12 protein-coding genes are annotated in these 19,906 nt (G+C 62.4%); 6 read left to right on the forward strand and 6 right to left on the reverse strand.

The features are described from left to right. Positions 1–364: 364 nt before the first annotated feature. Positions 365–3,715, reverse strand: a complete 3,351-nt coding sequence (locus ABAC460_RS43280; RefSeq protein ID WP_023455084.1) for a TonB-dependent receptor — start codon at positions 3,713–3,715, stop codon at positions 365–367. Positions 3,716–4,689: 974 nt separating this feature from the next. On the opposite strand from ABAC460_RS43280, the gene ABAC460_RS43285 reads away from it, so the two are divergent. Beyond that, positions 4,690–5,934 carry a glycoside hydrolase family 18 protein gene (locus tag ABAC460_RS43285; protein WP_023455085.1) on the forward strand — a complete coding sequence of 415 codons (1,245 nt, stop codon included), beginning with the start codon at positions 4,690–4,692 and terminating at the stop codon, positions 5,932–5,934. A 135-nt stretch (positions 5,935–6,069) separates the two neighbouring features. Here the strand turns inward: ABAC460_RS43285 and ABAC460_RS43290 are convergent, their stop codons facing one another. After that, on the reverse strand, positions 6,070–7,068 hold the full coding sequence (locus ABAC460_RS43290) for a cupin-like domain-containing protein (RefSeq protein ID WP_023455086.1): 999 nt from the start codon (positions 7,066–7,068) through the stop codon (positions 6,070–6,072). A gap of 196 nt (positions 7,069–7,264) precedes the next feature. Beyond that, positions 7,265–7,951 carry a TetR/AcrR family transcriptional regulator gene (locus ABAC460_RS43295; RefSeq protein WP_023455087.1) on the reverse strand — a complete coding sequence of 229 codons (687 nt, stop codon included), beginning with the start codon at positions 7,949–7,951 and terminating at the stop codon, positions 7,265–7,267. A 282-nt stretch (positions 7,952–8,233) separates the two neighbouring features. On the opposite strand from ABAC460_RS43295, the gene ABAC460_RS43300 reads away from it, so the two are divergent. From ABAC460_RS43300 to ABAC460_RS43320, 5 genes are all read left to right on the forward strand, one after another. After that, complete coding sequence (locus tag ABAC460_RS43300) at positions 8,234–9,424, forward strand: efflux RND transporter periplasmic adaptor subunit (RefSeq protein ID WP_023455088.1); 1,191 nt, start codon at positions 8,234–8,236, stop codon at positions 9,422–9,424. A gap of 134 nt (positions 9,425–9,558) precedes the next feature. Next, on the forward strand, positions 9,559–12,783 hold the full coding sequence (locus tag ABAC460_RS43305; protein WP_023455089.1) for an efflux RND transporter permease subunit: 3,225 nt from the start codon (positions 9,559–9,561) through the stop codon (positions 12,781–12,783). Then, positions 12,783–14,162, forward strand: coding sequence for an efflux transporter outer membrane subunit (locus ABAC460_RS43310; protein WP_023455090.1), 1,380 nt, complete (start codon positions 12,783–12,785; stop codon positions 14,160–14,162). Before ABAC460_RS43305 ends, ABAC460_RS43310 begins: the two co-directional genes overlap by 1 nt. Before the next feature lie 85 nt (positions 14,163–14,247). Continuing rightward, a complete protein-coding gene (locus tag ABAC460_RS43315) occupies positions 14,248–14,673 on the forward strand; it encodes a putative toxin-antitoxin system toxin component, PIN family (RefSeq protein ID WP_031237344.1) in 426 nt (141 codons plus the stop codon). Beyond that, entirely contained in the window at positions 14,670–14,945 is a 276-nt protein-coding gene (locus tag ABAC460_RS43320) for a toxin-antitoxin system HicB family antitoxin (RefSeq protein ID WP_023455092.1), read from the forward strand. Before ABAC460_RS43315 ends, ABAC460_RS43320 begins: the two co-directional genes overlap by 4 nt. A 3-nt stretch (positions 14,946–14,948) precedes the next feature. Here ABAC460_RS43320 and ABAC460_RS43325 read toward each other — a convergent pair whose 3' ends face one another. The 3 genes from ABAC460_RS43325 to ABAC460_RS43335 all read right to left on the reverse strand — a co-directional run bounded on the left by ABAC460_RS43325 (position 14,949) and on the right by ABAC460_RS43335 (position 19,774). Continuing rightward, on the reverse strand, positions 14,949–15,740 hold the full coding sequence (locus ABAC460_RS43325; protein ID WP_023455093.1) for an alpha/beta hydrolase: 792 nt from the start codon (positions 15,738–15,740) through the stop codon (positions 14,949–14,951). A gap of 121 nt (positions 15,741–15,861) precedes the next feature. Further along, the gene (locus ABAC460_RS43330; protein WP_023455094.1) at positions 15,862–17,424 is read right to left on the reverse strand and encodes an alpha-N-arabinofuranosidase; all 1,563 of its coding nucleotides are present in this window, start codon (positions 17,422–17,424) and stop codon (positions 15,862–15,864) included. Positions 17,425–17,653: 229 nt separating this feature from the next. Continuing rightward, complete coding sequence (locus ABAC460_RS43335) at positions 17,654–19,774, reverse strand: malate synthase G (RefSeq protein WP_023455095.1); 2,121 nt, start codon at positions 19,772–19,774, stop codon at positions 17,654–17,656. Positions 19,775–19,906 lie beyond the last annotated feature (132 nt).

Below are 19,906 nucleotides of genomic sequence, written 5' to 3' on the forward strand. Positions count from 1 at the left end.
CTGAAGTCCGTGTGGTCCGTGTGGTCCGTGGTAAAAAATTCTTTGGCAGGTAACGCCGCTTCGCCGCGTCAGAAGAAGCATGAGAAGCGTCGGGGAAGGTTGAACCTCGGCAAGAAACCCCACCACCGCACCTCATTCACTATGGTCATCGGTCTACGACCTCAGACCTCCGTTCATTCGAGCGGTCCCCCTCCCCGACAAGCGGGGAGGAGCAAGATAAATCGATCTATCGTGATAGTTCTGGTCAATCTTGGGGAAACCACTGACAGTAACCCCTCACCCCAACCCTCTCCCCGCAGGCGGGGAGAGGGAGTCCAGTCGCGCCCGGCTACTTTGTCGGAGCGCGACTGGATGGGGCAGTTGGTTAGTACTTGAAGCGGACGCCGAACTGGAACCGGCGGTCGTTGCGGATCCAGGCCGAGTCCTTCTTCACCGAAGCCGCACCCGGCGTCGCCGCCGAGTCGCCCATCACCATCTGCTGAATCACCGTCGTCGTATCCAGCAGGTTGGAACCATCCAGCGACAGCTCGATATTGTCGTTCAGCTTGTAGCGGATCGACGCGTCGAGGAAGCCGTTGCCCTTCTGGTACATCGGCAGGCCGATACAGCAGTCCAGATTGGCCGTCAGGAAGTCCGAACGGTGCGAATAGGCCAGGCGCGAAGCGAACGGGCCTTTTTCGTACAGCACCACGATGTTGTAGGATTCATCGGAGATGCCGGCCAGGCGGTGCGAGTCGAAGACCGCCCCGTTGACCTGAAGGCCGCCGCCGAAGCCGATCGTCCCGCCCGCCGCGTAGCCCGGCTGGTTGGCCAGGTTGGAGTTGTTGATCCCCGACTGCTTGGTGCGGGTGTAGTTGGCCTGGAGACCCAGGCCATCAAACGGCGCCGGCAGGAAGTCGAAGAAGGTCTGGTAGGCCACTTCGAAGCCCTTCAGCGTACCGCCGCCGTCGCCATTACCCGGACCACGGATCAGCACCGGCTGCGTCACCCCGTTCAGGGTCACCGCACGCGGAATTTCGGCATAGGAGATGTCGCCGTTCAGCTTCTTGTAGAACAGGTCGAAGGTGAAGGACGAGGTCGAGTTGAAATAGTGCTCGTACGACAGGTCGAACTGATCCGCCGTCACCGGCGCCAGGGCGGCGTTACCCGAGTCGGCGTTGAACACGAAGTTGTAGCCCTTCACGTTCGCCGCGGTCTTGGGTCCGTTCGGATCCGTCCAGACGATGAACGGTGAGTTCGGACCGGTGTTGATCGCCGGCGACTGGATGGCGACGTAGTTGCGCAACTGGCCGAAGTCTGGACGCGACAGGGCGCGCGATGCCCCGAAGCGGATGAAGGTGTTTTCGGTCAAACCGAAGCGCAGGTTCAGGCTGGGGAGCCAGTTTTCATGCTCGGCTCCGTAGACGCTCTTGACCGCCGGCCCGCCGCTGAAGTTACGGATGGCGTCGGTCAGGTAGCACGACACGTTGAGCAGGTTGTTCGGCCCGGTCGGCGTGTTGCAGGGCGCCAAAGTGCTGTACCAGTTGGCGTTGTTGAAGGCGACGCCGCCATGACTTTCGACCTTGGTCTGGACGTAGCGGACACCGATATTGCCGTTCAGCGTGATGCTGGATCCGAAGAGCGTCTTGTCCGCCCCGCCGAACTTCAGCATGACGTAGGCGGCGTTGGTGGTTTCGTTGACATCCAGCATTTCCGGATCGACGAAACAGCCTTCGGTGTTGTTGGCGCGCTGGCACAAAGGCGTCCAGCCCAGCGGCGAGTTGGTCGTCGCCGAGGACAGGCCGGCAACATGGCGGTCGTAATCGGCCAGGACGTCGTTCGACAGCCAGGCCATGGCGCCCGGATTGAATACGTTACCATTGTAGAAACCGTCACGCAGCGGTTCCGACACCCACATATCCTTGCCGTAGCCCTGGAAGGTGCGGCCGGGGTTGCAGGTGTAGGGGGCGGGCGTGGTGTTATCCAGGTTGAAGCCCGGGCCGTTACACGCATTCCACGGCTGGACCACCGGCGACCAGTTGTAGGCCGAGTAGCGGACCTTTTGATCGCGTTCGGCATGGCGCACGCCGGCGCGCAGGGAGTTCAGCCAGCCGCCGTCGTCGAAGCGGTATTCCAGGTCGGCGCGGGCCGAGAACTGGGTGGCATCGTTGTCTTCCCAGTGATCCTGGATGAAGGGGATGTACCAGTTGTGGGTATTGGCCAGGAAGCCCGGGGCGTAGTTGACATTGGAGCCCGGCAGCAGGTCGATGGTCGGCGTACCGTCTTCGTTGGTGCTGTACTTGACGTTGGCCAGGGTGTTGGCAGCGACCAGGATGTCGTAGTTGTTGGTCTCGGCCTCGACGTACTGCACGTCGAAATTGGCGCTCAGCTTGTCGCTGACCTCCCATTTCAGGTTGGCCGCCAGGTCGCGGGTGGCTTCTTCGTGGTTGAAGATACGCGACTCGTTCGACACCGTTGTGCCCTGGCGGGTGGTGGTGCAGCCGCCACCGCCGCAGTAGTTGACGAAGGGCTTGCCCGGAACGGCGGAGCCGATGTCCATGGCCACCTGGTCCGACCAGCCCCAGCCGCCCGACGGCCCGGTGATCACGCCGGAATCGAGCATGCCGTCGGCGCCGAAGGCGAAGGCCGGGGTGCCGTCGGCCGGTCCGACCACGGCCGTTGTCTGGGGCGAGAAGGCCGGCGCCGCCCACAGATCGAAGAAGCCGATATTGGAGGAGCGCTCCATCCAGGCGTTCTTGTAGTAGGTGTCGTTGTACTGCAGGCTGAACTCGATGGTGCGTTCGTTGTTGCGGTACTGCAAGGCGGCGGCGGTGCCGCGGCGGTCGCGGTCGTATTTCACCTGCGAGAAGTTGACCTGACGGGGCATATAGACCCAGCCGGATCCGCCATAGGGGTTGGCGGTACAGGCGACGGTGCCGTCGGCATTGACATTGGCGGCGTTGGACGTGCCGAAGCCGGCCGAGCAGAAGGCGCCGATGCGCTGCATGACCACGCCTTCGGTCTGGGTCAGGACATTGCCCTGGGCGAAGTTCAGCATGACGCCGAATTCACCAGCTTCGGTTTCCCAGCGGTTGGTGTAGATGCCGGAATATTCGAAGGTGGTGTCTTCGGAACGGTCGCCGTAATTGGCTTTGACCGAAGCCGAGATGACCTGGCCTTTCGAGTCGAACGGCATACGGGTGCGCAGGTTGACGGAACCGGCGATGCCGCCTTCGATCATTTCGGCGGTCAGGTTCTTGTAGGAGTCGACGCCGGCCATCAGTTCCGGCGAGACGTCGTTGAAGTTCAGCCCGCGCGCCCCGTCGGCAGTGAAGGTGTCACGGCCGTTGAGTTCGGTGCGGACGAAGGTCAGGCCGCGGATCAGGACCTGGGCCGGTTCGGCCGAGAAGTGGGTCGAGTCGTCGCTGGACTGGAAGCGCGATACAGTGATGCCCGGCACGCGTTGCAGCGCTTCGGCCACGGACTTGTCCGGGAAGGCGCCGATGTCGGTGGCGGTGATGGAATCGACGTGGGTGTCGGCGTTTTTCTTGATGGTCTGCGCCGTTTGCAGCGCGCGGCGGGTGCCGACGACGACGACGGCCTGGCCGTCTTCGGCGGCGGGCGCGTCCTGTGCCATGGCCACGCCTGTGCCCAGGACCGCCATGGCGGCCAGTGTCACCAGGGAGACACTCCCCCTGAGCATGACGCTGCGTTGACCCGTGTTCAATTTTTTCATTCTGTTCTCCCTTGAGGCCTCGGTGTCGAGACCCACGTTGCTGGTTACCGGACCGCAATCGTCCCGCCCGCGCCAGCATAGGCCTGCGCAGGGTGACCGTGACGGTCCGGACAGTCGTTTCCCAACATGGACAGGAGTTGTGTTCCGCCCCCGGACGCGGCGGGGAATGCCCCGCCCCTTCAGCGAACTCCTCTCTGTTATCGTGCCACCGGTTTGGGTGGCTTCCCACGTCATGATCGCGCGGGTTTTATGAAACTGCGTCTTTCGATTCGGCTTTTTGGCCGTATCAAATGATGGACATAATTTCATCGGCTTTGCATTATATTATACACGTCATATTATGCAGCCATGTTTTTATTATACATAATAAGGTTTTGTGAGGAAGAGATTCGAAACGCCTGTTAAAAATTTTCAGACAAATTTGCAAATTTGCAACAAATAGTAACATGCCATGGGCGAAAGCGCCAGTCCGACGGCATCTGCAGCTTACCCGTAACCTGCCGCGCAGCGGAGTCTACGCAAAGAGGTTGAAACACGAAACAACGTTCGGCGCAGCCAATGGCCACGAATGGACACGAATAAGGAAGGAAGTGCAGTGCCTGCCCAATGGGAGACTGCATTCTTCTTCGCGTCTTCGCGTCTTCGCGTGAGTCCTCTTTCTACCTTTAATTAGGCACGCCGTTTTGGGCGGTCACCCATCTCCAAGGGAAGTAAAATTTCACGCGAAGACGCGAAGACGCGAAGAAGAAAGTTAAAGGTGGCATCGACCGGTGAGGCTGATTTATTCCTTCTTATTCGTGTCCATTCGTGGCCATTGGCTGCGCCGAACGTTGTTTCGTGTTTCAACCTCTTGCTGTCGAATGCCGCTCCGCGGCTGGTTCAGGACGACCGCAAACAGGTATGATATTGGACTTGCTTTGGACGCATATTGGCGATAGCTGTTCAGGCAACCGCACATGATAAGGAAACACGGGATGAGCACGCGCACGGCTTTCTTTTCCGCCCTCTGTCTGGGCGCCGCATGGCTGGCGTTTCCGGCCGCCGCCGAGCCCGTCGTCGCCACCTACTATTACCCGTCCGGCGGCACTCAGGAAGCGCTGAAGCGCCCGTCGGTGCAGAAGTTGACTCACCTGGTCTATTCGTTTGTGCCGGTGTGCGGCGACAGTCCGGCCTTCGACGCCGATGAGAAGAAGGCGCGCGAACCGATCTGCGCCGGCGCGGCCGATTACGCCATCACCTTGCCCGACACGCCGCAGATCCGCGCGGAACTGGCCGCCATGGCTGAGTTGAAGCAGCGCAACCCGGGCCTGAAGGTCATAGCTTCGGTCGGCGGGTGGGGCATGCCGATGTATCCCGAAGTGGTTGTGTCTGCGGCGCGTCGAAAGGCCTTTACGGAGTCGGCCGTGGCTTTGTTGACGAAGTATCCGGTGTTCGACGGGCTCGACATCGACTGGGAATATCCCGGCGGCGGGGACGAGGCGCGCGCTCTGTTGTCCGATGCGGCACGTGTACAGGAAGCCGCAGACCATCGCGCTCTGGTCGAGGGTCTGCGCGGGGCGTTCGACGGGTTAGAGGCGAAGGATGGTCGCGAGCGGTTGTTGACCACGGCCGTTGCCGGCTATGCGCGCACGGTGGCGGGTATCGACTGGAAGGGCGTCGAGGACGACTTCGACCTGGTCTTCGTCATGACCTATGATTTCACGCCGGAGAAGTCGTTCCAGCGGATCGGCGACTATTCCGGCGGCGGCGGATGGCCCGGCCATCACACCAATCTGGTCGCCGGCCCGACGACGGATGGCTATGGCTCGGACGACATGATCCGCAACCTGGCGGCGGCCGGGGTGCCCAAGGGTAAGATGGTGCTGGGCGCCGGGTTCTATGCCCGGGAATGGAAGAACGCGAAGTTCGATGACGGGCGTTTTCCGGCCAGCGGATCGGCCGGCGAATTGGCAGGCATGGCCTCATGGACAGAGGTCCAGGCGCTGGGGCTGGAAGCCAAGGGCTGGACGGCGGGTTATGACGAGGTGGCCCAGGCGGCCTATCTGTATGATGAGAAGACGGGTGGTTTCCTGTCGCTGGATACGCCGCGCAGTTTGGCAGCCAAGGGGCGCTATGTGCAGCAGGAGGGCTTGGCCGGGCTGTTTGCCTGGGAACTGAGTCAGGACGACGCGACCTTGGTCGACGCCATGGCCGCGGCGGTGAAGGACAAAGCGGAGTAGGTTTGGCGCCGGCAAAATGACAGCGGGCCCAATCCCCCACCGTCTCATTTGCTAACCGCAAATGATCCACCTCCCCGTATAACGGGGAGGGATAAAGTATTGGCAATATTGCTTTTTCTGAACCTAACTCCCAATTCAGTTTTTGAGGTAGGCCAGTTTCAGTTCCTTTTTCAGGCGCTCGCGCAAGGCCGGCGTCATGGAACCGAGGACGCCCTTTAGGTCTGGCGGCAAATGGGCGGTGGCATCGTCGCCGGCTTTGAACACGTAAGCGTCGAACATGGCCTTCCAGTAGGCGCGTTCGCCCGGTGGTAGGGCGCCAAGCGCCAAGAGGGCCGTCAGGAAGGCGTCGCTGGCGCGTTCTAAACCCGTGGCGTAATCGCCCCACCAGTAGTTGACCATGACATTGTACGGCTCCAGCGACGTGACGTGATGCCACCAGTATTTCGGCATGAACAGCGCGTCGCCAGGTTCGAGATGGGCGATGACGGCGGATGCCATGGCTTCGCGGAATTTGGGGAAGCGGTCGTAGTCGGGAGCTTCCGGGTCCACCAGGGACAGCGGTGGTGGATTGTCCAACGGCCCGACATAGAGGTTGGCGACCTGGTCCGGCGGAAACAGCAGAAAGCGCCTGCGGCCTGCGACGACACAGGCCAGGTTATGGTCGCGGTCGTTGTGGGTCTGGGTTTTCAGCTTGCCGCCGATCCATAGCCGCGGTGTGATCTGCGGCGGCATCAGGGGGAGCGGGTTGTCAGCGATAAAGTCCGGCAGGATGGTGAGCGGCAGCATCTGGACCGCGACGAAGGGCGGATTGTCGAGCGCCAGGTTGCGTTCGATCTGGTCCAGGGTTTCCGCGAGGCCGCGATTGCGTTTGGCGAAGTTGAACTCGCGCAGGTCGTCGCCGTAGATGTAGCGGCCTCCGGAAGAGGCCGGGGCTTCCATGACGGGGACCAAAGCGCCGCGGTCTATGGCTTTGAGGTAGGCGTTCAGGGTGGCGGGGTTCGTGCCGGCGGCGACGGCGGGCCAGTGGGCGATCAGGTTTTTGAAGATGACCGGCTGTTCGGCGGCCAGGATGCGGCCGAAATCATTGGCGGCGACGGCGGGCAGTGTTGGGACATGCGGAAGATTTTCGAACATAGGCGCGCCCCTGTTTTCTTCAGGGTAGCAGGGTCAGCGCATCAAGGAAGGTGAACGAAACCGGGGTGCATACGTATTCAGTCGGGTGGTTAGCCGTCCTCGGAAGGCCCCTCACCCGATCGCGTTCACTTTGTTCCGCTCTCGTCCTCTCCCCTCTTTGGAGGGGAGAGGGAAGTAGTGAGCGCTCTCATCTGGCTTAGGAAAACAGGTAGGCCGTGGTGTCGGCAATGATCTGGCGCAGTTCCTCGCGGCTGGCGCCGGCGCGAGCGCGCATGCCGATGTTCGCCGTCAGACCCACCATCATCTGCGACAGGACCTTCGGGTCGGCTTCGGGGCGCAGGTGGCCGTAGCGTTTTGCGCCAGCGAAGAATTCCTCGAAGCGCTGGTCGAAGCCGGCAATCGCGTTTTGCACCATATCCATGATCGACTCATGGCGCGGGGCCTCATTCACCGCCGTGCTCATGAAAGCGCAGCCCAGGCAGCTTTCCGAATGGCCGGTATAGGTGTCGATCATAACGTCGAAATAGCGCCGCACGATCGACAGCAATGTGCAGCCGTCGCCCTTGCAGGTCAGGACCGTGTCCAGTTGTTCGTTGATACGTTGGCGGTAGAGCTCGATCGACTTGATATAGAGCTGCTCCTTGTCGCCGAAGGCCGAGGCCAGGCTGGGGCGGCTGACCCCCGTGGCGGCGGCGATGTCGTCCAGCGAGGTGGCCGCAAAGCCGCGCTCCCAGAACAGTTCCAGCACCTTTTCCAGCACGGCATCCGGATCGAAGGCGCGCGGACGGCCGCGGCCGCGCTTGACCATGCCGCACGCCTGGGCATCCAGCCCTTCGCTTCCGCAGACCAGCCCGCCCTCTTCCAGAATTTTCAGATCGTCCATGGTACGCTTAACTCCTGAACGCACGCCCTGCTGACAGTTTCCGGCCTTTGGCCACCTTATATAACATCACCTTAGCGCCGTTCCCGGTCCTTGGCCAGAGCCAAGAGATCGTTGGGTTTTTGCGCCCTGATTTGGGGCTTAGCATATTTATTTGCGAATTCGCATAAAAATATGTTTACAAAATGTCGCGGCGCACTATTTTATGCAGGTCCGCAATTAAATAGGACTTCGCAGCGTTCCCGCAAGTCCCGCCCCCTCCTTTCTCCCCAAAGGACATCCGTTATGTTCGATCCTGTCATCTCTTCGCTGTCGCTTGACCGCTATCGCAAAATCCTCGTCGGCACGGCCGCCGCCGCCGTTCTCGTCACCGCCGCCGGTATCGGCGTCGTCGCCACCAACCGCGCCCAGGCCCAAGACCCCGCCCCCGCGACGCCCGTCTCGGTTTCCGTCGTGAAGCTGCAGGAGGTCGCCCAGTGGGACGACTTCTCCGGCCGGCTGGAAGCCGTCGATCGGGTCGAGATCCGGCCAAGAGTCGCCGGCGCCATCAAGGCCGTCCATTTCCGTGAAGGCGCTTTGGTCAATAAGGGCGACCTGCTGGTCACCATCGATCCTGCGCCCTACCAGGCCGAGGTTGCCCGCGCCCAGGCCGATGTCGCCGCCGCCCAGGCGCGGTTGACCCTGGCCACGTCGGAGCAGGCGCGCGCCCAGCGGCTGTGGGCCGACCACGCCATCGCTCAGTCGGACGTCGAAAGCCGCACCAATGATTTAAAGGCGGCCGAGGCCTCGCTGGCGGCGGCACGGGCGCAACTGCAAAGCGCCAGTCTGAATTTGAGCTACACCCAGGTGCGTGCACCGGTCTCCGGCCGCGTCGGACGGATTGAAATCACCGCCGGCAACCTGGTCGGCGCCGGACCGCAGTCGCCGGTCTTGACCACCCTGGTGTCGGTCAGCCCGATCTATGCCAGCTTCGATGCCGATGAGGCGGTGATCAAGCGGACCTTGGCCGATTTGGGAGGCAGCGCTTTGGACTCTGTGCCGGTGACGGTCGAGACCGACAATGGCGAGGCGCCGATCGAGGGTCATCTGCAGCTCATCGACAATCAGTTCGACGGCGGCAGCGGCACCTTGCGCGCCCGCGCCGTGTTCAGCAATGCCGATGGGCGGCTGATCCCTGGCCAGTTCGTGCGCGTCCATATGGGCTCGGCGCGGACCAAGCCGGCCTTGCTGGTGTCCGAATTGGCCCTGGGGACCGATCAGAACAAGCGGTTCGTCTACGTCGTCGGCGCCGATCATAAGGTCGTCTATCGCGAAGTCGTGCTGGGCGGGACGGTCAACGGTCAGCGCATCGTGACCTCCGGCCTGAAAGACGGTGAACGAGTCGTCGTCAGCGGCGTCCAGCATGTCGGTCCCGGGTCTGTGGTGGCCGAGAAGGTGGTCGCCATGACGCCCACGTTTGGTTTGCCGGACGCGTAAGAAAGATACCCCTCCGTCGGCTTCGCCGACACCTCCCCACTTCGTGGAGAGGAGGAGATTTCCATATTCCCCGTTGTCTGCCGCGTCTCGTGTGAGGCGCGGACAGGGACGGCTGTACCCGAAAGGGCGTTCACATGAACCTCTCCAAATTCTTTATCGACAGGCCGATCTTCGCCGGCGTGTTGTCCCTGCTGATCCTTCTGGCAGGCCTGCTGTCGCTGCGGGTCCTGCCGGTGTCGGAATATCCCGAAGTCGTCCCGCCCCAGGTGGTCGTGCGCGCCTTCTATCCCGGCGCCAGCCCGGCCGTCATCGCCGAAACCGTCGCTGCTCCCATCGAGGAAGCGGTCAACGGCGTCGAGAACATGCTCTACATGTCGTCCCAGGCGACCGCTGACGGTCAGATGACCTTGACGGTCACTTTCAAGCTGGGGACCAATGCCGACCTGGCCCAGCAAATGGTGCAGAACCGGGTCAGCCAGGCCGAGGCGCGCTTGCCCGGCGATGTCCGGGCCTTGGGGATCACCACGCAGAAGTCGCAGTCGTCCCTGCCGTTGGTGGTGCACCTGACCTCGCCGAACGGCCGCTATGATGTGACCTATCTGCGCAACTATGCCCTGTTGCACGTCAAGGATCGGCTGCAGTCGATCAAGGGGGTTGGGCCCATCCAGATGTTCGGTGGCGGCGAGTACGCCATGCGCGTATGGCTGGATCCGCAGAAGGTCGCCGAGCGCGGGTTGTCGCCGGCCGATATCACCAACGCCATCCGCTCGGAAAACGTCCAGGCGGCGGCGGGTACGGTCGGTGCTTCGCCGGGCCTGCCCGACGTGACCGTGCAGATGCCGGTCAACGCCCAGGGCCGGCTGTCGACCGAAGAGGACTTCCGCAACATCATCGTCAAGACCGGTGCCGACGGCGCCGTGACCTATCTGGGCGATATCGCCCGGGTCGAGTTGGGCGGGTCGGATTATGCGTTGCGGTCCTTGCTGGACAACAAGAATGCCGTGGCCATCCCGATCTTCGAGACCGCCGGCGCCAATTCGCTGCAGCTGTCGAAAGAAGTCCACGAGACCATGGAGACGCTGAAAAAGCAGATGCCGGAAGGCGTAGACTACGCCATCGCCTACGACACGTCGGAATATGTCCACGAGTCGATCGACTCGGTGATCCATACCTTGCTGGAAGCCATCGCTTTGGTGGTGATCGTGGTCATCATCTTCCTGCAAACCTGGCGGGCGTCGCTGATCCCGCTGCTGGCCGTGCCGGTGTCAGTGATCGGGACCTTTGCCGTCATGCACCTGTTCGGGTTCACGATTAATGCCTTGACGTTGTTCGGGTTGGTTTTGGCCATCGGGATCGTGGTCGACGACGCCATCGTGGTCGTCGAAAACGTCGAGCGCAATATCGAGGCCGGCAAGAGTCCGCGCGAGGCCACCTACCAGGCCATGCGCGAAGTGTCAGGGCCCATCATCGCCATTGCTTTGGTGCTGGTCGCCGTGTTCGTGCCGCTGGCGTTTATTACGGGTCTGTCGGGTCAGTTCTATCGTCAGTTCTCGCTGACCATCGCCATTTCGACGGTGATTTCGGCGATCAACTCACTGACCCTGTCGCCGGCCTTGGCGGCCCTGCTGCTGAAGGGCCATGACGCCCCGAAGGACGGGTTGACACGGTTCATGGACCGCTGGTTCGGCGGTTTCTTCGCCTGGTTCAACCGTTCGTTCAAGAAAAGCGGCGACGCCTACGGCAAGACGGTCGCCAAGACCGCCACGCGCAAGGGATTGATGCTGGGTCTCTATGCCGGCCTGGCCGGGTTGGCGTTCGTCATGTTCCACATCGTGCCCGGCGGGTTCATCCCGCAGCAGGACAAGGCCTATCTGGTCGGCATGGTGCAGCTTCCGGATGGGGCGACTTTGGATCGGACTGAGGCTGTGGTGCGCAAGGTCAGCGAAATCGCCGCCAAGGAACCGGGCATCAAGCACGCCATCGCCTTCCCGGGCCTGTCGATCAACGGCTTTACGATTTCGGCCAATTCGGCGGTGGTGTTTATGCCGTTGACCTCGTTCAAGGAACACCGGCCGTCGGCCGGCGCCATTGCCGGGTCGCTGAACGCCAAGCTGGCCGGCATCCAGGAGGCCAATGCCATCATGTTCCCGCCCCCGGCCCTGCTGGGCCTGGGCCAGACCGGCGGCTTCAAGCTGCAACTGCAGGACCGCGGCGGGCTGGGCTATGCCGAGTTGGACAAGGCGACCAAGGCCTTCGTTGCTAAGGCCTACCAGACCAAGGAACTGGCCGGCGTGTTCAGCGGCTACCAGATCAATACGCCGCAGCTGTACGCCGATATCGACCGGACCCGCGCGCGTCAGCTGGGCGTATCGGTGGACGACATCTTCCAGACCATGCAGATCTATCTGGGTTCGCAGTATGTCAACGACTTCAACCGCTTCGGCCGGACCTACTCCGTCCGTGTCCAGGCCGACGCTCAGTATCGCGCCCGGCCGGAGGATATCGGCAAGCTGAAGGTGCGCTCGTCTTCGGGTGAGATGATCCCGCTGGCCGCCGTGCTGAAGGTCGAACCGTCGTTCGGGCCGGTCACCGCCGGACGCTATAACGGTTATCTGGCAGCCGACGTGACGGGGGGACCGGCGCCGGGCTTCTCGTCCGGCCAGGCCCAGGCGGCGATCGAACGCATCGCCAAGGAGACCCTGCCCGCCGGTATCGAGTACGAGTGGACCGAGCTGACCTATCAGCAGATCCTGGCCGGGGATTCCTCGACCCTGATCTATCCGCTGGTCATCCTACTGGTGTTTTTGGTTCTGGCCGCTCAGTACGAGAGCATGGTGCTGCCGCTGTCGATCATCCTGATCGTGCCCATGGGCCTGCTGTCGGCCATGGTCGGGGTCTGGCTGTCGGGAGGCGACAACAACATCTTCACCCAGATCGGGTTGTTCGTGTTGGTCGGGCTGTCGGCGAAAAACGCCATCCTGATCGTCGAGTTCGCCCGCGAGCTGGAAATGACCGGGTTGAACCCGCTGGAGGCGGCCATACGGGCGTCCCGGTTGCGGCTGCGGCCGATCCTGATGACCTCGATCGCCTTCATCATGGGCGTCCTGCCGCTGGTGTTGAGCCACGGCGCCGGGGCCGAGATGCGCCACGCCATGGGGGTCGCCGTCTTCGGCGGCATGATCGGCGCCACCGTCATCGGCCTGTTCATGACGCCCTTCTTCTATGTGCTGCTGCGGGCTCTGTCGGGTAACCGGCCGCTCAAGGCGCACGCCTCGACCCTGGGTGGTGAAGATGAGCCGGTTCACGATGAACCAAAGCCTGCGACCCAACCCGTCAAACTCAAGCCGGAGGCCTTCTGATGCGCATCCTTGCTCTTTCCCTTACCGCTCTGTTGCTGAGCGGCTGCGCCACCGGACCGTTGCAACAGGCACAGGTGGAAACACCTGTCGCCTTCACCGGGGCGGACAACGGAGCCACCTTGTCCGCCCCGGTGCCTCAAGTGGGTGCGTGGTGGCTGGTCTTCCGCGATGATGTCCTGAACGACCTCATCGCCCGGGCCAGTGAAAACAACCACGACATCCGCATCGCCGCCGGGCGCCTGGAGCAATCCAGGGCCCTGATGTGGTCGGCACGGTCGGGCCTGTGGCCGCAATTGGGGGCCAGCTATGCCGCCAGCCATGGCGCAGAGGTGGGCCAGTCGAAGCCGGCGACGGGTCATGCGTTGGGCGCTGAGCTGTCGTATGAGGTCGACCTGTTCGGCCGGCTGCGCGCGGCGTCTCAGGCGGCGGAGTTCGATGCGGTAGCCAGCGAGAACCTGCTGCGCGATACGCAACTTCTGATCCAGTCGCGGGTGGCAGAGACCTATTTTACCTTGCGGGGTCTGGATGAGGACCGGGCGATCGTCGCCGATACCCTGACGGCCTATCGCGGGACTTTGTCGGTGACGCAGCGCCGGTTCGAGGCTGGCGATGTCGCTGAGTTGGATGTGGCGCGGTTGCAGGCCGAGGTCGCAGCGACCGAAGCGCAGGCGGCGGCTTTGGACCAGCGCCGGGCCCAGGTCGCCCACGCCTTGGCGGTGTTGCTGGGTGAACCGGCCAGTAGCTTCGATGTGGCGGCGGCTTCGTGGAGCGACCAGGCCTGGGCCGAGGCCGTGCCGGTGATCCCGGCCGGTATTCCAGCCGAGGTGTTGAAGCGCCGGCCGGATGTGCTGGCGGCGGAAGCGGCCCTGTATGGTGCCCAGCGTCGTGTCGGGATTGCCAAGGCGGCGTGGCTGCCGGCATTGAGCCTGACGGCAGATGGCGGCTATGCGTCCGGCGACTTGGGGGACCTGTTCGAGGATGCTGCCAAATCGTGGTCTTTGACCGGGATCTTGTCGCAGGCCATCTTCGACGGCGGCCGTCGTCAGGCCGGGGTGGAATATGCCAAGGGCGGGCTGGATGTGGCGTTCGCGTCGTATCAGCAGACGGCGCTGGTGGCCTTTGCCGATGTCGAGGACCAGTTGTCGGACCTGACCTGGTTGCGGCAGCAGGAAGCGGCCCAGGACCGGGCTGTGGCGGCGGCGACGCGGGCCCTTGCCATGTCGCAGTCGCGTTATACCAACGGGTCGGCGTCGCAGTTGGAGGTGCTGGATGCCCAGCGCCAGTTGCTGGCCATCCGGCGGCAATCTTTGGCGGTGCGATCGGCGCAGTATCAGGCGACGGTCGGACTTATCCGGGCGATAGGCGGTGGATGGGGGTGACGTAGGAGGTACGGTGGCCCAGGACCGTATTACGGCATGAAAGGAATCGTGTGGAAAAACATCCTATAGGATGTTACATATACTTATGCTGAGAGTCGCCCTCGATACATCGGTTCTGGCCACCGCCCTCAGAAGTCGGACGGGAGCAAGCTTCGTGCTTCTGCGTGCCGTGCAGTACGAGAAGCTGAAGTTGCTGGCTACACCGCCACTTTTCTTTGAGTATGAGGACGTCTTGAAGCGGCAAAGCCAGCGGCAGGTGTCGGGTCTTACGTTGGAAGATGTCGACCGGTTTCTGGTCGAATTGGCCGCCGTCGTCGAGCCTGTCGATGTTCATCTGAGCTGGCGACCGCAGTTGCGCGACCCTGATGACGAACTTGTCTTGGAAGCGGCTATCAATGGGCGCGCGGACGCCCTGATAACCTATAACATGCGGGATTTTATTGGCGCGCCCGAACGTTTCGGCATTCGTCTTCTGAGCCCGGCCCAACTTTTACAGGCGTTAGTGACATGAGCAAAGCTACCTACCCCCTTAAGCTGCCGAACTCCATAAAAGCCGCCGCCGCGCGTCTGGCCAAAGAGGACGGCGTGAGCCTCAATCAATGGATCGCTGCCGCAGTTGCACAAAAGGTCGGTGTCGTGGAGACCGCAGCAGAGTTTTTCAAACGACGCGCAGAGGGTCATGCGCCGGGTGGTTTGGGCCAGATTCTCGACAAGGTGCCCAACCATTCCCCTGAGCCCGGCGACGAGCTTCCTGAAGCATGGTCGCTGGACAGGCTGAAGTGAACTTCACGCCGCCTGCCCTCGGTGTCGCTCCAACCAGGCGGCGGCAAGGTCGGGCCAGGCCGATTGGCTGCCGTCCAGTTCGCGTAAGGCAAACCCATGCCGCGCTTGGCCGAAGATATGCGCATCCAGGTCCAGGTTCAGATCACGCGCCGTCTTAATGAAGTTTAGCGCGTGCTCCACCGGCACCGATGTGTCGTGCAGGGCATAGGCCAGGAACACCGGACATTTCGGCACGCCGTGCGGTTCGGCCGCAATGCCGATCGGCCAAGCATTGTAAAAGGCCTGCTTTTCCGGCGGCGGGAAGTCTGGCTTGCCCGCCGGGGCCTTGTAATCCTTATGGTTGGCGTTGACCGGCGCATAGGCGATGACCGTGCCTTTTAGGTTCAACGCGGTTGGTTGACAGGCCAGAGTGCCGGCCAGGTGGCCGCCCGACGACAGGCCGACCAGGAAGAACGGCAGGCTCCATTCGCTCAGGGCCGTCATCGCCGTCAGACCGTCGCGCAGGGCGATATCCGCCGGGTGTACCCCGCCGTTTCCGTCAGGCTGACCCGGCAAACGGTGGGCCAGAACATAGGCATTGTAGCCGAGGGTGTTGAGCCATCCGGCGACCTCTATGCCTTCTTTTTCGAACACCAGTTTCAGGTAACCACCGCCGGCGAAGACCAGGGCCATCCCTTTCGGGTTGTCGATCTCGAACACGTGCAGCTCGCAGCGCGTCACGTGGTCAAGGGAGCGGTTGGGAGCTTCGCCCGTAAAGACGTTAGGTTCGCCGTGGCTTAAAGCTATGACCGTCATTGTACCTCCGGAGCATTGAGCCCCTCAGACGTTGGGCCCCTCACCCGATCGCGTTCACTTCGTTCCGCTCTCGTCCTCTCCCCGTAAACGGGGAGAGGGGAAAAGGGAAGCGGCCTTAGCGTCAGTCGAGGCGGACGACCACGACGGACTTGGACGGGATGTCCAGGGTCAGGGTCGAGCCCGTCACCTTGCCGCCCTTGTAGTCGACAGGAACCACTTCAGGCTTGGCGCCCGGACGGTTCAGCGAGTCCATCTTCGGCGCCGTCAGCACCTGGCCCGAAACGCCCTTGGCCTTCAACGCGCCCAGGTCGATCGTCAGGTTCAGGCCATCGACCGGGTTCATATTGGCGATGCCGATATAGACATGGCCGTCCTTGGCCTTGGCTGCCGAGGCGTTGAACGACGGGATGGTCTTGCCGCCCAAAGTGTAGGCCGGGGCCTGCACGTCCAGCGGGATCATGGTGGCGTCCTGGAACGGCACGTACATCTTGAAGGCATGGTAGGTCGGCGTCAGGGCCAGCTTGTCGCCGTCCGTCAGCACCATGGCCTGCAGCACGTTGACCGTCTGGGCGATCGCCGTCATGCGGACGCGGTCGGGGTATTTGTGGAAGATGTTGAAGTTGGCCGCGGCCACGACACCGTCGCGCAGGGTGTTGAGCTGATACAGGTGGCCAGGATTGGTGCCCGGCTCGACATCGTACCAGGTGCCCCATTCATCGACATAGAGGCCGACCTTCTTTTCGGGATCATGCTTGTCCATGACAGCGATGTGCTTTTGCAGCAGTTCGTCCATGCGCAGGGTCTGGGCGAAGGTATCCACCCATTCCTGTTGGCTGAAGTTGATCGAGGCGCCCTTCTTGCCCCAGTCGCCGGTCGGCAGGGTGTAATAGTGCAGCGAGATGGCGTCCATGCGGCGGTTGCCGACCACCTTCATCACCACGTCGGTCCAGTTGGTGTCGAAGGAGTTGGCGCCCGAGGCGACGCGGATGGCCGAATTGTCGCTGTTCTTATGGAAGAATTCCTGGAAGCGACGGTATTCGTTGGCGTAATAGTCCGGCGTCATGGCGCCGCCGCAGCCCCAGCTTTCGTTGCCGATGCCGATCACCGGCACCTTGAACGGCTTGTCGCGGCCGTTCTTGCGGCGCTCCTGGGCCAGGGTGTCGTCACCCGGCGAGGTCAGGTATTCGATCCATTCGCGCATCTCGGTCGGGTTGGACGAGCCGACATTGATCGAGACATAGGCTTCGGAATCGATCTGTTCGACGAAGTCGAAGAATTCGTGCGTGCCGAAGGTGTTGGGCTCGGGCGAGCCGCCCCACCAGTTGTTCTTGCGCGACGGGCGTTGGTCGCGCGGGCCGATGCCGTCGCGCCAGTGGTATTCGTCGGCAAAGCAGCCGCCCGGCCAGCGGATCAGGGGCACGTGCAGGTCCTTCAGCGCGGCGACGACGTCGTTACGGATGCCGCGGGTATTGGGGATTGGGGAGTCTTCGCCGACCCAGATGCCGGGATAGACGCCGGCGCCCAGGTGCTCGGAGAACTGGCCGTAGACATATTTGTTGATGACTGCGCCGGGGGCGTCGGATTTCAGCGTGCCCGAAGCCTTGGTGGTTTCTGCATGCGCCAGCGGTGCGGCAAGCATGACGGCGGCCACGCTGGCGGCGGCCAGCAAGGTTTTGGCGAACATGGGTGTCTCCTGCTCTCTGTGATATTATTGTAGGACAATTACAGTGTCCCCAGGGATAGCAGAAAGGGTTTCAAGGCGTCAACCGGCAAAAGAAGGCAGAAACCGGCCTTTTTTACTCTGACAAATCGAGGCCCCGGCGTGCAATCGTCCTCGAAAGGCCCCTCACCCGATCGCCCACGCTTCGCTCGGCTCTCGTCCTCTCCCCGCTTGGGCGGGGAGAGGTAAGATACTACGCAGCCTGCGTGGCTTTTGCCTTGGCTTCCTTGCGATAGCGGTGCAGGACGAACTCGGTGTAGCCATTGGGTTGGGTGCGCCCTTCCAGAACCAGGTCGCGGGCGGCGCGGAAGGCCAGGCCATCGCAGGTCGGCGCCATCGGAACATAGGCCGGGTCATCGGCGTTCTGGCGGTCGACCACCGCCGCCATATGGCGCAGGCGTTGCTCCACCTGGTCGATCGTGATCAGGCCGTGGCGCAGCCAGTTGGCGACGTGCTGGCTGGAAATCCGCAAGGTGGCGCGGTCCTCCATCAGGCCGATATCGTGGATGTCCGGCACCTTGGAACAGCCGACACCGAAATCGATCCAGCGCACGACATAGCCCAGTATGCCTTGCAGATTGTTGTCCAGTTCTTCCTGAATGTCGGCATCGGACGGGCGTTCCGTCATCACCGGCGGGGTCAGCAGGTCGTCCAGCGAGGCCGGCGTGCGTTGGCGGATGGCGGATTGCTGTGTGGTGACATCGGTCAGGTGGTAGTGGATGGCGTGCAGCACCGCCGCGGTCGGCGACGGCACCCAAGCGGTCGAGGCGCCCGACTGCGGATGGCCGATCTTCTGGCTCAGCATGTCGTTCATGCGGTCGGGGGCCGCCCACATCCCCTTACCGATCTGGGCATGGCCCGGCAGGCCGCAGATCAGGCCGGCATCGACATTGGCATTCTCATAGGCCGTGATCCAGGCGGCCTTTTTCATGTCGGCCTTACGGACGACCGGGCCGGCTTCCATGACCGAATGGATCTCGTCGCCGGTCCGGTCCAGGAAGCCGGTATTGATGAAGAAAACCCGGTCGGACGCGGCGCGGATACAGGCCTTCAGGTTGGCGCTGGTACGGCGTTCCTCGTCCATGATGCCGATCTTCAGGGTGCCGTGTGGCAGGTCCAGCAATTGTTCGGCGCGGGCAAAGGTGGCGACGGCAAAGGCGACCTCGTCGGCGCCGTGCAGCTTCGGCTTGACGATGTAGGCCGAGCCAGCGCGCGAATTGGCGCCGCCGTCATGGCGGGCGATCAGGGCGGTGACGATCAGGTCGACCAGGCCTTCGGGGACCGGGTTCCCCTCCCCGTCCAGCACCATATCGCTGTACATGTGCAGGCCGACATTGCGCGCCAGCATCAGGCTGCGGCCATGCAGGGTCAAGGGCGAGCCGTCCGGAGCGGTGTAGGCGCGGTCGGGATTGAGACGGCGTTCGATCGTTTTTCCGCCCTTGGTCAGGGTTTCGCTCAGGTCACCGCGCGTCAGGCCCAGCCAGTTGCGATAGACCGTGACCTTGTCGTCAGCGTCGACGGCGGCGACACTGTCCTCCATGTCCATGATGGCCGACAGGGCGGCTTCGACGACGATGTCGGCCAGGCCGGCCGGATGAGTAGCGCCGATCGGGTTGCTGCGGTCGATAACCAGTTCCAGATGCAGGCCATGGTGGCGCAGCAGGATGCCGCCGGGGCGATGGCCGGCATATTGGCTCGGGTCTTTCAGGGTTTTAGGACCGGTGGGGGTATCGGCTGTTAAGGTGTTGCCGGCATGGTAGGCGGTGACGTCGGCGTGGGAGGCGTCATTTAAGGGCGCGAAGGCGTCCAGCCATTGCCGCGCATGGTTCTGGACCTGGGCGCCGCGGGCGGGGTCGTAGGTTTTTGGCGGGTTCGAGCCAAGGGCGTCGGTGCCATAAAGCGCATCGTACAAACTGCCCCAGCGGGCATTGGCGGCGTTCAGGGCATAGCGGGCATTCGACACCGGCACGACCAATTGCGGGCCGGCCAGACGGGCGATCTCCTCGTCCGTGTTGGCTGTGGTAACGTCGAACGGGTCGGGTTCAGCGGTCAGATAACCAATGTCACGCAGGAAGGATTGGTAGGTTTGCGGGTCGGGCGTGGGGTGGTCGCGGTGCCAGTTGTCCAGCTGGATTTGCAGGTCGTCACGATGCTTCAGCAGGTCATGGTTGCGGGTGGTGTATTCGGTCAGGAGCGTCGTCAGGGCGTTGAGTGCCTGCGTGTAATCGATGCCGCTGCCGGGGATGGCATCCTCGGTGATGAAGCGGTGCAGGGTTTGCGCGACCTGATAGCCGTTGACGGAAACATAAGTCATGGCGACCTCCTTTGATCCTTGAAGGATAAGGGTTTGTCGCAAGCGGGTCAATTTTTCCGGAAATTATTTCCAAAAATTGGAAAAATAATCAAAACACTGATTTATAAAGCTTTTCATATTTCCATTCCACGG

The sequence above is a fragment of the Asticcacaulis sp. AC460 genome (genome assembly GCF_000495795.1).
GTDB lineage: Bacteria > Pseudomonadota > Alphaproteobacteria > Caulobacterales > Caulobacteraceae > Asticcacaulis.